This window comes from Stenotrophomonas sp. 278 (assembly GCF_003935715.1).
In the GTDB taxonomy this organism is placed as follows: domain Bacteria; phylum Pseudomonadota; class Gammaproteobacteria; order Xanthomonadales; family Xanthomonadaceae; genus Stenotrophomonas; species Stenotrophomonas maltophilia_AH.
Map to the genome: position 1 here is coordinate 14,969 of NZ_RHPP01000047.1, position 15,241 is coordinate 30,209.

8 protein-coding genes and 1 pseudogene are annotated in these 15,241 nt (G+C 66.2%); all 9 read right to left on the reverse strand.

What is annotated here, in order from left to right; all coding sequences use genetic code 11:
- Window positions 1-17: 17 nt before the first annotated feature.
- The 9 genes and pseudogenes from EGJ34_RS09885 to EGJ34_RS09925 all read right to left on the reverse strand — a co-directional run bounded on the left by EGJ34_RS09885 (window position 18) and on the right by EGJ34_RS09925 (window position 14,908).
- Complete coding sequence (locus EGJ34_RS09885) at window positions 18-449, reverse strand: DUF2752 domain-containing protein (protein ID WP_125360318.1); 432 nt, start codon at window positions 447-449, stop codon at window positions 18-20.
- A 64-nt stretch (window positions 450-513) separates the two neighbouring features.
- Window positions 514-789 carry a CD225/dispanin family protein gene (locus EGJ34_RS09890; protein ID WP_125360319.1) on the reverse strand — a complete coding sequence of 92 codons (276 nt, stop codon included), beginning with the start codon at window positions 787-789 and terminating at the stop codon, window positions 514-516.
- A gap of 43 nt (window positions 790-832) precedes the next feature.
- Complete coding sequence (locus tag EGJ34_RS09895) at window positions 833-1,123, reverse strand: CD225/dispanin family protein (protein WP_125360320.1); 291 nt, start codon at window positions 1,121-1,123, stop codon at window positions 833-835.
- A 165-nt stretch (window positions 1,124-1,288) separates the two neighbouring features.
- The gene (locus tag EGJ34_RS09900) at window positions 1,289-3,181 is read right to left on the reverse strand and encodes an MFS transporter (RefSeq protein WP_125360321.1); all 1,893 of its coding nucleotides are present in this window, start codon (window positions 3,179-3,181) and stop codon (window positions 1,289-1,291) included.
- 121 nt (window positions 3,182-3,302) lie between these two features.
- Window positions 3,303-5,480 (reverse strand): YccS family putative transporter, encoded by a 2,178-nt coding sequence (yccS, locus tag EGJ34_RS09905; protein WP_125360322.1) that lies wholly within the window; start codon window positions 5,478-5,480, stop codon window positions 3,303-3,305.
- A 183-nt stretch (window positions 5,481-5,663) separates the two neighbouring features.
- Window positions 5,664-6,985: pseudogene (locus EGJ34_RS09910) on the reverse strand (TonB-dependent receptor).
- A 224-nt stretch (window positions 6,986-7,209) separates the two neighbouring features.
- Window positions 7,210-10,350, reverse strand: a complete 3,141-nt coding sequence (locus EGJ34_RS09915; RefSeq protein ID WP_125360323.1) for an efflux RND transporter permease subunit — start codon at window positions 10,348-10,350, stop codon at window positions 7,210-7,212.
- Window positions 10,347-13,577 carry an efflux RND transporter permease subunit gene (locus EGJ34_RS09920; RefSeq protein ID WP_125360324.1) on the reverse strand — a complete coding sequence of 1,077 codons (3,231 nt, stop codon included), beginning with the start codon at window positions 13,575-13,577 and terminating at the stop codon, window positions 10,347-10,349. Before EGJ34_RS09920 ends, EGJ34_RS09915 begins: the two co-directional genes overlap by 4 nt.
- 86 nt (window positions 13,578-13,663) lie before the next feature.
- On the reverse strand, window positions 13,664-14,908 hold the full coding sequence (locus EGJ34_RS09925; protein ID WP_125360325.1) for an efflux RND transporter periplasmic adaptor subunit: 1,245 nt from the start codon (window positions 14,906-14,908) through the stop codon (window positions 13,664-13,666).
- Window positions 14,909-15,241 lie beyond the last annotated feature (333 nt).

Genomic DNA, 15,241 nt, shown 5'->3' on the forward strand with positions numbered 1-15,241 from the left:
GGACCAACGGTCCGCACCTACCGGGGAATGGGGGCCAACAGCGCAAACGGCATCCACGGCAGATTGCGCAGCACCGCGTAGCCCACCAGCAACACCAGCCAGAACAGGGGGGACGCCAGCACCCGCATCAGCGGGTCCAGCACGCGCGGGCGCAGGCCGGCCATGTGCAGCAGCATCAATGCCAGGAAGGGCAGCGAGATCACCAGCAACGGATTCATCGCCATCGCGCCGGGCAGGTCAAAATGGACCAGCGAATACAGACAGCGGGTGCTGCCGCAGCCAGGGCAGAAAATTCCGGTCAGCGCGTACAAGGGGCAACCCGGCAGCGGGCTGTTTCCGGCATAGGGATTGACGTGGCGCAGCACCACGGTCGCGCCGGCGGCGAGGCCGGCGGTGATCGCCAGCGGAGCCCAGCGTCGGCCGGTCGGACGTAAGTAAGGTAAGGACATGACGGCAGAACGGCCCGACCGGGTCACCCCTTTGGGATGCCGGGCCGGGCCGTTCCCGGTGCGATCAGTAGCCGCTGCTGGCCGCGCCGCCGATGCCCAGGACGACGAACAGGATGGCGTACACCACAACCAGGGCGACAAAGGCGATTACCGAGTAAATGGCCCACTTCTTCGCCTTTTCCGACGATTCCTGCGCACCGGCAACGTCACCGGCAGCCAGCTTGTTGTTGACCTGGGCGGCATAGACGATCGACACGATGCCTGCCGGCAGGCAGCAGAACAGGGTGGCCAGGATGGCCCAGACCAGGTTGTTGGGGACTTGCGGGGCAGTGGCGTTCATGGGTGAAGCTCCATTTTCTCGGGTGGGTTTAAAAAAAAGTGAATCAAAGCTCGGACAGAGCGCCCAGCGCAGCCAGACCGCCGAACAGGCCGAGCCACAACAGCAACAGCACCGGACCGGCCAACGCCGACGCCCAGGCCCAACGGGCGGCCTTGCGCGAGGCGGCGAACGCACCCGCCACATCGCCCGCTGCCCGACGTCCATCGACCTGCGCGGCATAGACGATCGACACGATCCCCAGCGGCAGGCAGCAGAACAACGTCGTCAGGATCGCCCACACCAGATGGTTCGGAACGAAGACGGCTGATGAAGGTGGTGCTGGCGGGTGATTCAAGTACTGCTCCATTCCTTTGGTGGTCCGACGGCATCGCCAAAATCCCGTCGAACACCCCCTATGGGGCGGTAATCTACCCCATGTTGGCCCCGAATGTATGCGTTTACATGGCGAGAAGCGTCAAAAGAGTGCGCTTCAAGCCCGCGTTCGCGGGCGTATGGCGACTCAGGCGTGTCCCGCCCGCAGTGCGCGAACCTGTGCTTCCAGCTGCTCGGCGTCGGTGCTGGCTCCATCCACCGGCGGTCCCGCCGCCACCTCGATATGCGCGCGGAAACGGCGCGGCACGCGCATGCGCCCGAGCCGTGTGTCGCGCCGGCTCCACATGCTGTCCCACATGCCGCGCAGCGCCATCGGCACCACCGGTACCGGCCGTCGTTCCAGGATCTTCTCCACGCCCGACTTGAACGCGGCCATCTCGCCGTCGCGGGTCAGTGCGCCTTCGGGGAAGATGCAGACGAGTTCGCCTTCGGCCAGTGCCTTGTCCACTTCGTCGAACGCGGCCTGCATCAGGGCTGGATCTTCGCGTGCGCCGGCGATGGGAATCGCCTTGGCGGTACGGAAGATCCAGCGCATCACTGGAATGTTGAAGATCCTGTAGTACATGACGAAGCGCACCGGGCGCGGGATCGTCGCTGACAGGATCAGCGCGTCCATGTAGCTGACATGGTTGCAGACGATCAGCGCTGCGCCTTCATCGGGCACATTGGCTTCAATGCCATGCGGGCGCAGCCGGTACAGCGTGCGCACCATCACCCAGCTGAGGAAGCGCATCAGGAATTCGGGGACAATTGTGAAGATGTAGATCGCCACCACCGCGTTGGCGATCGCCAGCGCCAGGAACAGCTGCGGAATGGTCCAGTGCAGGTACTTCTGGGTCGCCAGCGCGATCAGCGCCGCGCCGACGATGAAGCCGGAGTTCTGGATGTTGAGCGCTGCGAACACGCGCGACATCTCCGACTTCGGTGTGCGGCTCTGGATCAGCGCGAACAACGGCACCACGAAGAAGCCGGTGAACAGCCCGATGCCGACCAGGTCGATGATGATGCGGGTACTGCCGGCGGCTGCGATGAATGCAGGGACGCCCAGGCCGCTCGCCGTCGCCACCCCTGCACGGGCGAAGTACAGGTCCAGCATGAAGGCGGTCATGCCGAATGCACCCAGCGGCACCAGGCCGATTTCCACGGTGCGCCCGGACAGCTTCTCGCACAGCAGCGAACCCACCCCGGTGCCTACCGAAAACAGCGCCAGCGCGAAGATGTACAGCGTGGGTTGGCCACCGAGATTGACCACCGCATAGGTGGGCAGCTGCGAGGTGAGCACGGTGCCGACGAACCAGAACCAGGAAACGCCCAGGATCGCGTTGCGTACCGCCTTCTGCTTCCTGGCCAGGCGCAGCACCGCCAGCGACTCGGGCAGCGGGTTCCAGTTGATCTTCAGGTCCGGCGCACCGGCGTCGACCTTGGGGATCATCCGGGCGGTGATGTTGCCGGCAACCGCCAGCGCGATCACCGCGGTAGCCGCGACCACCGGGCCGTAGCTGCCGGCCAGGGTGAAGATGATGCCGCCACTGATCATGCCGACCAGGATCGACATCGAGGTGCCCATTTCCACCAGGCCGTTGCCGCCGGTAAGCTCCTCCGGCTTGAGCACCGAGGGCAGCACCGAGTACTTCACTGGCCCGAACAGGGTGGACTGCAGGCCGGTGCAGAACAGCGCCACCAGCAGCACCGGCATGCTCTGGGTGAGGAAGCCCACCGCTGCCAGCGACATGATCGCGATCTCCATCGTGGTGGTGATCACGATCAGGCGTGACTTCTCCAGCTTCTCGGCGATCTGTCCGGCCAGTGCGGAGAACAGGAAGTACGGCAGGATGAAGATCGCCGGGGCCAGGGTGGTGTAGAGCGATTGTTCCTCCTGGCTGACGCCCAGGTAGAACAGCAGGCCGATGATGGCCTGGCGGTACACATTGTCATTGAAGGCTCCCAGCGACTGCACGATGAAGAACGGCAGGAAACGGCGCTGGCGGAGCAGGGCGAACTGACTGTGGCCGGATGACATGGAATCTCCTTGCGGACCGGCGCACCTTAGCATGCGACCCATGGCCACCGCGGCCCGCTGCCGCTTGCCGCAGCCCGTAGAGCGGGGCTTGCCCCGCTGCTCTTCGACGCGGACGCGGGCCTCACCGCAACGTACGCGCCGCCTCGTTCGCCGCTGCGCGCAGTTTGGGTAGCAGGCGCAGCATCAGCGCCAGCTGGGTGCGGATCAACTGCAGCTTGGCCGGCATGCCGTCGTCCACCTGCTCCAGCTGTTCGGCCAGCGCCCGGTCTGCCTCCTTGTCGCCCTCCTCCACAGGCTGTCGCTGCTGCAGCGCCGATGCAGTCTGCTGCATGGCCTGCTGCACCCGCTCCCCGGCCGTGCGCGCCAGCGGATCCTGGGCGTAGCTGTCCAGCTGCGCGCGGTGCGCGCCCAGCGCCGACAGATGCCCCAGCAAGGTGTTGGACAAGGCCAGGAAGCGGAAGCCGGCGTCCAGGTTGCGGCGCACGTGCCCGGGCTCGCGCAGCATGTTCGACAGCGCGGTGGACAGGGCCACATCGGCGTTGTGCATGTCGCGGCGGGCGACCCGGTAGGCCAGATCGTCCTGCATGCCGCTGCCGTACTGGCCCAGTACCGCCTGCAGGTAGCCGGCACAGCGCTCCAGCACCCGCGCCATTACCTCGTTGAGCCGCCGACCCTGCCAGTCCGGCAGGATCAGGAATGCAGCCGCCGCGGCAATCGCGCAGCCGAGCAGGGTATCCACCAGTCGCGGCCAGATCAGCAGGAAGCCGTCGCCGATCAGATTGAAGCAGGTCAGCGCCATCACCGTGATAGCCGCCGAGGCCACCAGGTAGCGATCATGTCGGGTGAAGAAGAACAGCAAGGCCGACAGCAGCGCGATCAGCAGCTCGATGCGCAGGTCCTGGAACAGCTGCAGCAGTGCCCACGTGAGTACCAGCCCGATCAGAGTGCCGGCCACGCGCTGCGCCAGCCGCTGCCGGGTTGCGCCGAAGTTGGGTCGGCACACGAACACGATGGTCAGCAGCACCCACGAGCCATTCTGGGCATTGACCAGGTGGATCACGCCGAAGCCGGCCACCAGCGCGATGGCCATGCGCAGGCCATGCCGGAACAGCACCGATCCGGGAGTCAGCTGCTGGCGGATGCGCACGCCCATTTCGCGCAGGGTATGCGGGTTGGTGTCACGCAGGCGGGTGTCCACGTTGTCCAGGGTGGACTCGGACTGCGACGCTTCGGACAGGCGACGCTCGATGCTCTGCAGGTTGTGCCCGAGCAGGTCCAGTGAGGACAGCAGGCGCTGCCACTGCGGATTGTGCTGCTCGCGCAGCCACGCCAGCGAGGCGGTCAGGTCGGCGGTGGCCTGGCGGGTGCGTTCGCCATACACGAAGGGGCGGCGCAGACGGATCGCGGTACCGAGGTTCGCGCAGGCCTCGCCCTGCAGGGCCAGCAGGCGCTGGCAGCGGTACAGCACGTCGCTGTGGAAGAAGGCCTCGGTGAGTGCGCCATACGGGTAGTGCGAGGAACTGGCACGCTCATGGAAATCCTGGGCCATGTAATACAGCCGCAGGTACAGGCCCGATTGCACGCCGGGCCGGCCGGAGCGGCCAAAGCGCGCCAGGATGGCGGTCTTGGCGGCGTTGAGGGCTTCGACCACGCGGCGGTTCTGCTCGGCCAGGGCGAGCTGGCGCTGCTGCAGGTCGAGTTCGCGCACCGGTTCGAACAGGTCGGCCTTCAGTTCCAGATAGCGCCCAAGCTCGTGGTACAGCCGCGCGACCCGCTCACGCACCGGACGATTGGCGAACAGCGCGGTCCACAGGATGGACAGCAGGCCGTACCAGAGCGCGCCTGCGAGCAGATGGCTGACCGCGTTGATGGCCTGGGCGCGATCGGCCGCGCCATGCTGCTCCAGCCCGATCATGGTGTAGATGGCCAGCGTCACCGTGGCCTGGGCGATGGAGGCGTAGCGCTCGCCGAGCGCACCAAGGAGGGTCAGGCCGAACGTGGAGGCGGCCAAGGCAGCGATGAACACCCACGGCCAGGCGAACAGCTCCACCACCGCGGCGGCGGCAATGACGAAGCACAGCAGCGACAAGACGACGGATTTGGTCCGGCCCCACCAGTTGTCATCGGTCTCCGCAATTGCGCTGGCGATGATGCCCAGGAACACCCCGGGCAGGGCCGGCAGCTGGTCGAAGTGCCAGCACACCCCCATCGCCACGCTGAGCGCAATGAACACCCGCAACCCATAGCTGGCCTTTTCATGCGCCCACAGGCGGCTCAGTCGGGAATCTCGGGCAGACATGCGGGCTCGTGCGGTCGGGGCTGCCCATTATTGCTGCATTCTTCGGGAGGCCGTGCGAAGAACTACCAAGGTGGCCAGAAGTTCCGTAGTGACACGCCATGCGTGTCATCGGGGTGCCAGAACGTCCAATGACACGCATGGCGTGTCACTACGGGGCTCTGGCACCCGCCCGGATCCACCTGGTTACAGGTCGAACCGTACGCTTACCGCGAAGGTGCGTGGCAGGCCGAGGCCGGCGTTGGACCAGTACTTCTTGCTGGTCAGGTTCTCGACGCTGGCACGCCAGGTCACCGCGTGATCGTTCCACTGCATGCGGTAGCCCACGCCGGCGTTGAGCAGGACGTAGTCCGGCAGTTTCAGCGTGTTGTCGGCGTCGTAGTACACGTCACCGTAGTAGCGGGCCACTGCGTAGGCGTCCAGGCCATCCACCCACGGCAGCTGGTAGTTCGCATGCAGCACGCCGTTCCAGCGCGCCGCGCCGGTAGTGCGGTTGCCCTGCTGGCTGGCGCTGTCCGGCGAAAGCTTGTCGTAGGTCGGGTCCAGCCCACGTCATTCCACGAGCTGGTGTAGCCGTAGCTCACGCTGGCCTTCCAGTCCTCGTTGATCTGCCAGTTCAACGCGGTCGACAGCAGGCTGGAGCGGGTGTCGTAGTAGGTACCCGGAATGCTGTTGTCGACGTCGCCGCCAATCGGACGCGGCAACGTGGTGATCCCACGGAAGTACCACTGCGGCGACTCTTCGCTGAGGTCGCGTTCCTGGAACACACCGTCGAAGGTCCAGGTGACGGCGTCGCTGAGGCGGGCATCCAGCGACAGCGAGCCCACCTTGCGGTCCACCTCGCCGCCGTTGAAGGTTTCACCCTTTTCCTGGTACGCATTGAAGCGGTAGCCGAACATGTCCGCGTTGCCGAAGCGCCCACCCACGTCGACCTGGCCGCTGACCACGCCCTGTTCGCGCCAGCCCAGCTGGGTCGACAAGGTAGTGGTGTCGGTCGGCTTCCTGGTCACATAGTTGATGATCCCGCCCGGCTGGCCGAAGCCATACATGAAGCCGCCCGGACCCTTCAGCAGTTCCACCTGCTCCATCACCTCCAGCGGCCACTCCGTGCCCCACGAGGACACCTGCAGGCCGTTGACGCGGTAGCTGTCGTAGCTCAGATCGATGCCGCGGTTGCGGATCGGCGAGCTCCAGCCACTGGCGTAGGCGCTGACCTGGGTCACCACCGACGGGTCGGTCAGGAACGCCTCGCCCAGCGAGACCACCTGGCGCTGCTCGATGGCTTCGCGTCCGACCACCGAGATCGCAAACGGCGTGTCCCGCACCGCGCGGTCGCCCAGCGCGCCGGTGTCGGTGTGGGCGCGCTCGCCGGTGACGGTGATCGCATCCAGGTCGGTGGCGCTGCGCGTGCGCGTGGCACCGTCCGGAGCGGTCTGGGCGTGGGCCATGCAGGCCAGCGAAAGCGACAGAGCTAACAGGGAAGGACGAAGCAGTGCAGCGGATTGCATGATGTCGGGGTCCTCCGCGGACAGCAGCACACCGTCCGCGATCAGGTGATGGCGGAATAGGGGAGGTGGCTGAGTCGGGGCACTGCCCACGAGAGGCGGGAATCAGCGCAGGGCGCAAGGCGCGGCAGGACCGTGGCTGCCGCGAATTGTTCTCTTTTCGTTACCGCACGTCAAATGATTGTCATCATTGACACGCGCAACGCGTACCCACCAACGGTGGGTACCTACCGTGATGTGGTCGGTAGGTCACGACCGTTGGTCGTGACACTCCTGCGGCTCTTGCGACGTGCCCGCCACGCCCGCCAATGCCCCTGCAGGCAGGAGAAAATCACGTACAACGCCGGCGTGCTGAGCAGGGTCAGGCTCTGCGAAAACAGCAACCCGCCAATCATCGCGATGCCCAGCGGCCGACGCAGCTCGGAACCTTCGCCGATGCCGATCGCCAGCGGCACCGCCGCCAGGATCGCGACCATGGTGGTCATCATGATCGGACGGAAGCGCACGATGCTGGCCTCGCGTACCGCTTCCAGCGGCGTTTTGCCATGCTCGCGCTGCGCCACCACCGCGAAGTCGATCATCATGATCGCGTTCTTCTTCACGATGCCGATCAGCAGCACCAGCGCGATCATCGAGATCACCGACAGTTCGGTGTTGGTGACGAACAGCGCCAGCAGCGCACCCACGCCCGCGGCCGGCAGCGTGGACAGAATGGTCACCGGGTGCACCAGGCTTTCGTACAGCATGCCCAGCACCAGATACACGGTGATGATCGCCGCCAGCACCAGGATCAACATCGAGTTCGGGTTCAACTGCACGTTGAAGCCGCCACCATCGCTGATGCGGATGTCACCCGGCAGGCGCAGGCCGTCGATGGTGCGCTTGATGATCAGATCCGCCTCGCCGGTACTCACGCCTGGAGCCAGGTTGTAGCTCAGGTCCATGGTGGTGTACTGGTTCTCGTGGGTGATCTGCGGCGGGGCCAGCCCCGGCACCTGCTCGGCCACCGCTGTGAGCGGAATCATCTCGCCATTGCCGGCGCGCACGTAGATCTCATCCAGCGCCTTCGGCGTGGCGGTCTGTTCGGGAAGGGCGTTGACCACCACGCTGTACTGGTTGATGTCCGAGTAGATGGTGGAGATCTGGCGCTGGCCGAACGCACCGTACAGCGCGCCATCAATCGCGCCGACCGAAACCCCCAGGCGCGCCGCCTTGGCGCGGTCGATCACCACGTTCTGGCGCAGGCCTGACGTATCGACATCGGTGCCCACGTCACGCAGCTTGGGATTCTGTTTCAGCGCTGCCTGCACCTTGGGTATCCACTCCTGCAGCTGGGCCAGGTCGTTGCCCTGCAGCGACACGCGGTACTGCGCGCCCTGGCTGTTGCCACCGCCACCGTCGCTGGGCAGGTCCTGGATCGCGCGCAGGCGCAACTGCAGGTCCGGGTAGCGGTCAGCCTTCGCGCTCAGTCGAGCGAGGGCGACGGCCGTGGTCTCGCGGCGGCCTTCCTTGCGGGTCTTCAGTTCCACGTTGAACTGCGCGCTGGAGCCCTGGCGGCCACTGCCCAGGCGCACGCCCACGGTCTTCACGGCCGGGTCGGCCATCAGCATGTCGGTGATGCGGCGTTGGCGGTTGACCATGTCTTCGAACGACACGGTCGCGCTGGAATTGGCGCGACCCCAGATCAGGCCGGTGTCCTGCGGCGGGAACGAGCCCTTCCTGACCGCGCCGGCCAGCATCACCGTGGCGACGATCAGCAGGATCGGGGTCAGCGACAGCAGCAGCGCATGCCGCAGCGAGAAGTCCAGGCACACGGTGTAGACGCGCAGCATGCGGTCATGCGCGCCATCCAGGAAGCGACCGATGCGCGAGGGCTTCTCCGGTTCTTCGTGCGCGCTCAGGAAGCGGCTGCACAGCGCCGGGGTCAGGGTCAGCGAGACGATCATCGAGACCACGATGGCCGCGACCAGGGTGACCGTGAACTCGCGGAAGAAGGCCCCGATCATGCCGCTGGCAAACAGCAGCGGGATGAACACCGCCACCAGCGAGGCGGTGATCGAAACAATGGTGAAGCCGATCTCGCGCGCGCCGGTCAGCGCCGCCTGCAGTCGCGGCATGCCCTCATCGAGGTGGCGCATGATGTTCTCGATCACCACGATGGCGTCGTCGACCACGAAGCCAATCGCGATCACCAGTGCCAGCAGGCTCAGATTGTTCAGGGTGAAGCCGAACACGTACATCACCAGCGCCGCACCGGCCAGCGACAGCGGCACGGTAATCGCCGCAATCAGTGTCGGAGCGAGTCGGCGCAGGAACAGCGCCATGGTCAGCACCACCATCGCCAGACTGATCAACAGGGTGATCTGCACCTCATGCAGCGACGAGCGGATGGTCGGGGTACGGTCGAAATACGGGGTGAGCGTGGTGCCGGGCTGCAGGTAATCGCGCAGGGCGGGGATCTGTGCCTTGACCCGATCGACGGTCTCGACAATGTTCGCGCCGGCGCGGGTGAACACATACATCACCACCGCCGGCTTGTGGTTGAACCAGGCGGCCTGGTAGGCATCCTGCTGGCCATCGTAGACGTTGGCTACGTCCTTGAGCCGGATCACCCGGCCGTCGTCCTGGGTCTTGATCACCAGGTTGGCGAAGTCAGCCGCGCGGGCCACCGAGTCGTTGGCGATGATCGCGGTGGTGGTATTGCCGTCGCTGAGGAAGCCGGTGGGCGAGGTCACATTGGCCGCGCGCACCGCGTTGCGCAGGTCGTCCGGGGTCAGGTTCAGCGCATTGAGCAGGCGCAGGTTCACATCCACCCGCACGGCGGGCGTGGAGGCACCGGCGATATCCACCGACGACACCCCGCTGATCTGGCGGATGCGCTGGGCCAGCAGCGAGTCGGCCACGTTGTACAGCTCGTCGGCCGACTGGGTCTGCGAAGTGAGCGCGATGGCGATCACCGGGTCGTCGTTCGGGTTCGCCTTCTGGAACATCGGCGAACCCAGCCCCGAGGGCAGGTCGGCCTGGGCTGAGTTGATCGCGGTCTGCACATCCAGCGCCGCGGAATCGATGTCCACCCCGCTCTGGAAGATCATGAACACCAGCGAGCTGCCTTCCGAGCTGGACGAGCGCATCTGGTCCACGCCGGGCAGCTGGCCCAGATGGCGCTCCAATGGCGCGGTCACCGTCGAGGCCATGGTGGTGGCATCCGCACCGGACTGGCTGGCGTGCACGAAGATCACCGGAATCTGGATGTTCGGCAGCGCCGACACGCCCAGCTTCAGGTAACAGAGCAGGCCGATCACGAACAGGCCGATGGCCAGCAGGGTGGTGCCGATCGGGCGGCGGATGAACGGACCGGAGATGTTCACGCGCGGTCCTGTGCGGCAGCGTGGCGCAGCGCCCGCTGCTCACGACGCAGGCGCATGCGCTCGGAGAAGCGTTCCATGTACAGGTAGATCACCGGCGTGGTGTACAGCGTGACCAGCTGCGACAGCAGCAGGCCGCCGACGATGGCGATGCCCAGCGGACGGCGCAGCTCCGAGCCGATGCCGGTGCCCAGCGCCAGTGGCAATGCGCCCAGCATGGCCGCGGCGGTGGTCATCATGATCGGGCGGAAGCGCAGCAGGCAGGCGCGGCGGATCGCTTCATGCGCGTTGGCCCCGGCACGACGGGCCTCGATCGCGAAGTCGACCATCATGATGCCGTTCTTCTTGACGATGCCGATCAGCAGCACGATGCCGACGATGCCGTCCACCGACAGGCTCAGGCCGCACACCATCAACGCCAGCAGCGCGCCCACGCCGGCTGGCGGCAAGGTGGAAATGATGGTGATCGGGTGGATGTAGCTTTCATACAGCACGCCCAGCACGATGTAGATCACCACCAGCGAAGCCAGCAGCAGCCACACCACATCGGTCTGGCTGCCGGTGAACTCGGCGGCCTTGCCGATGAACTGCGCGTGCACCTGCGCGGGCATGTCCAGGCTGGCCTTGGTTTCCTCAATCGCCTTGACCGCGTCGGACAGCGAATAGCCTGGGGCGATGTTGAACGACACCGTCACCGCCGGCAGCTGCTGCTGATGGCTGACCACCAGCGGGGTGCTGGTGACTTTTCCTTCGGCCAGCGCCGACAGCGGAATGATGTTGCCCGCACCCACCGGAATGCCGGTGTTCTGCGCGCCGATGCCGGTTGCGGTGGAGGAGTTGGAGGAGGTGACCTGGCCGAAGTTGGTGGCATTGCTGCCGGTCAGCGCACCCGCGCCGTTCGAGGCCACCGCCAGCTGGTTCATCAGCGCCGTGCTGGTGCGGAACTCCGGGGCCACTTCCAGCACCACGCGGTACTGGTTGAGCTCGGTGAAGATGGTGGAGATCTGGCGCTGGCCGAAGGCGTCGTAGAGGGTGTCGTCGATGGTCTGCATCGGCACGCCCAGCACGCTGGCCTTGTCGCGGTCGATGTTCAGTTCCAGCGCACGGCCCTGGTTGGACAGGTTGTTGTCCACGTCGGCCAGTTCCGGACGCTGGCGCAGGGCTTCGGTCAGCCGGGTGGCCTGCAGGGCGACCTGTTCGCTGTCCACGTCCGACAGCGAGTACTGGTACTCGGTGGCGGCCACGCGGGTGTCCAGAGTCACGTCCTGCACCGGCTTCAGATACAGCGCCACGCCGGGAATGCCGGCCACCGCCTGCTGCAGGCGCGGCAGGATCTCGTCCAGTCCGTCGCGGTCGCCGCGCTGCTTGAGCACGATCGACAGCTGGCCCTGGTTGAGCGTGGGGTTCATGCTGCCTGCGCCGATGAAGGCGGAAACCCCGGTCACTGCCGGGTCCTTGCGCAGGGCTTCGGCCACCGCCTGGGTGCGCTGCTCCATCTGCGGGAAGGCGATGTTCTGGTCGGCCTGGACCACGCCGGTGATCAGCCCGGTGTCCTGTTCGGGCAGCAGGCCCTTGGGAATCAGCACGTACAGCAGCACGGTCAGCACCAGCGCACCGCCGGCCACCGCCAGGGTCAGCGGCTGGTGTTCCAGCACCCAGTCCAGGCTGCGCTCGTACAGGCCCACGGTGCGGGTCCACAGATTCTGTTTGCCGGCCGCGGCGGCGCGCTCGTGCGCATCCTCACCTTCCGGCAGTGCGTCGGGCTTGAGCAGGTAAGCGCACATCATCGGCGTCAGCGTCAGCGAGATCAGCATCGACAGCACTACTGCGATGCTCAGCACCCAGGCGAACTCGTGGAACAGTCGCCCGGTCACCCCCGGCATCAGCAGCAGCGGCAGGAACACCGCCACCAGCGACACGGTCAGCGACAACACGGTGAAGCCGATCTGGCGCGCACCGATCTCCGCCGCTTCCGGGCCACTCTTGCCCTGTTCGATGTAGCGCACGATGTTTTCGATCATCACGATCGCATCGTCGACCACGAAGCCGGTCGCCACCACCAGCGCCATCAGCGACAGGTTGTCCAGCGACATGCCGGCAAACGCCATCACCCCGAAGGTGCCGGCCAGCGACAGCGGCACCGCCACCGACGGAATGATGGTCGCCCACAGGCGGCGCAGGAACACGAAGATCACCGCCACCACCAGCCCGATGGTCAGTATCAGGGTGAACTGCACTTCATGCACCGAGGCGCGGATGGTTTCGGTGCGGTCGGAGAAGATCTCCAGGTGCACGTCGGCCGGCAGCACGTTCTGCAGCTGCGGCAGCAGGGCGCGGATGCGTTCCACCGTCTGCACGATGTTCGCACCCGGCTGGCGGCGCACTTCCAGCAGCACTGCCGGCTTGCCGTCGGCCCAGGCCGCCAGCTGGTCGTTCTCTACGCCGTCTATTACTTCGGCCACGTCCGACAGCCGCACCGGGCGACCGTCCTGGTAGCTGATGATGGTGTCGCGGTACTCGGCCGCGCTGGTCAGCTGGTCATTCGTACCAATGCTGTAGGACTGGGTCTTGCCGTTGAGCGAGCCCTTCGGTGCATTGACGTTGGCCTGGGTGAGCGCACTGCGCAGCTCTTCCAGGGTCAGGCCCATGTTCGACAGCTGCGCCGGGTTGACCTGGATGCGCACCGCCGGGCGCACGTTGCCGGCAATCGACACCAGACCCACGCCCTGCACCTGCGACAGGCGCTGGGCCAGGATCGAGTCGGCGTAGTTGTTCACATCGCGCAGTGGCCGCGTGTCCGAAGTGAGCTTGAGGGTGACGATGGCCGCATCGGCCGGATTCACCCGGTTGTAGACCGGCTGGTAGGGCAGCGACGAGGGCAGGGTGGCCTGGCGGATCGCGGCCTGCACGTCCTGCGCGGCGATGTCGATGTCGCGGTCCATCGAGAACTGCAGGATGATCGTCGACAACCCCGCCGACGAATCGGAGGTCATCAGCTCCAGCCCGGAGATCTGCCCGAACTGGCGCTCCAGCGGCGTGGTCACCAGCGAGGCCATGGTGGTGGCATTGGCACCGGGGTACTGGGTGGTCACCACCAGGCTGGGCGCGTCCACTTCCGGCAGTGCCGACACCGGCAGCTGCCGGTAACCGAGGATGCCCAGCAGCAACAGGCCCGCCATCAACAGCGAGGTTGCGATGGGACGGCGGATGAAGATCGTCGAAAAGCCCACGGGCGGGTCCTTGCGGTTACGTCAGACGGCAATGCAGAAAGCCGGTGCCCGCGCGCATGCGGGCACCGGAAAGACGCGGGGCGCGATCAGCGCGGACCACCGCCACGGCGGCCACCCGGGCCCTGCTGCTGGGCAGCGGCCTTGAGTTCGGCCTCGGTCGGCGCGGCCGGGGTTTCGCCCGGCTTCAGTGCGGTGACCCTGCTGCCCGGCTTGAGCCGGAACTGGCCTTCGCTGACCACCCGCTCGCCGCCTTTCAGGCCTTCGGTGATCTGCACATGGCTGTCGCCGACTTCCACGCCGCTCTTCACCGTCTGCATGGCCACGGTGTTGTCGGCCTGGACGATGTACACGTATTCGCCATCCGGCCCGCGCATGACTGCCTGGGTCGGAATGACGATGCCACCAGCGATGGTGCGCAACTGCATGCGTACATTGACGAACTGGCCGGGCCACAAGGTGTTGTCGGTGTTGTCGAACAACGCACGGGCACGGAAGGTGCCGCTGTCGCTGCTGATCTGGTTGTCCACCACATCCAGCTTGCCGCCGTCGGTGAGCACGTGCGCATCGTTGCGGTCCAGGGCGGCGATGGTCACCGGGCCGGCCTGCTGTGCCTGGCGCACGTCCGGCAGCTGTCGCTCGGGCAGGTTGAACACAACGTGGATGGGGTGCACCTGGGTGAGCGTCACGAGTGCGGTGCCGGCGCTGACCACGTTGCCGGCGTCGACCGCGCGGATGCCGGCGATGCCGGAGATCGGCGCGGTGACCTTGGTGTACTGCAGCTGCACCTGGGCGGCGCGCATGCTGGCTTCGTTGGCCGCCACGGTGCTTTCGTACTGGGCGACCTGGTTGCGCTGGGTGTCCAGGTCGGTCTTGGCGACGTACTGGCGGTATTCCGGCGAATAGGAGCGCGCATAGTTGGAGCGCGCCGTGGCCAGCAGTGCCTGGTTCTGGCGCTTGGCCGCAGCGGCCTCGTCATAGCTGGCCTGGGCGGTGCGCGGATCGATCTGCGCCAGCACATCGCCCTGCTTCACTTCCTGGCCTTCCTTGAAGTTCAGGCTGATCAGCTGGCCGCCGACCTGCGGACTCACGGTCACGGTGTTCATCGCCGACACGGTGCCCAGTGCGCTGGCATACACCGGCACGTCCTGGCGCGCGGCCTCCACCACGGTGACTGGCACCGGCGCGGTGTCACGCTCGCCGTCCCTGCCGGCTTGAGCTGCCGCGCCTGGCGCGCCGGCCTTGTCCTTGCTCCCGCCCAGCATGCGCAGGCCAATCAGGCCCACCACCAGCACTGCGATGACCAGCAGCACGATCTTCCAGAAACGCGACATTCAAAACTCCTGAGGCTGGCAGGGGGCAGGGCCCGGTTGGCTGCTGCAAAGCATAACCGCCCGCCGTGACACTGCCTGCATGACGGATGGGACGTGCCCTCAGACCTGCGTTGCGAGACGATGTTCCCCAAGGGTTCTCCCCCGGTTGGCCAAGAGCAGGCCAAAACCGACACATCCCGGCGCAGATGGCCTACATTCAGGTAGTTGCCTTTCTGCCTTCCGTGGAGACCTGCCCGATGCCCCGACTGTCGCTGTTGATGTCCGCCCTGCTGCTGGCCAGCCCCGCCCTGGCCGCCGCCGCCCCGGCCGAGCGCCCGGAAGTGACCGCCGCCG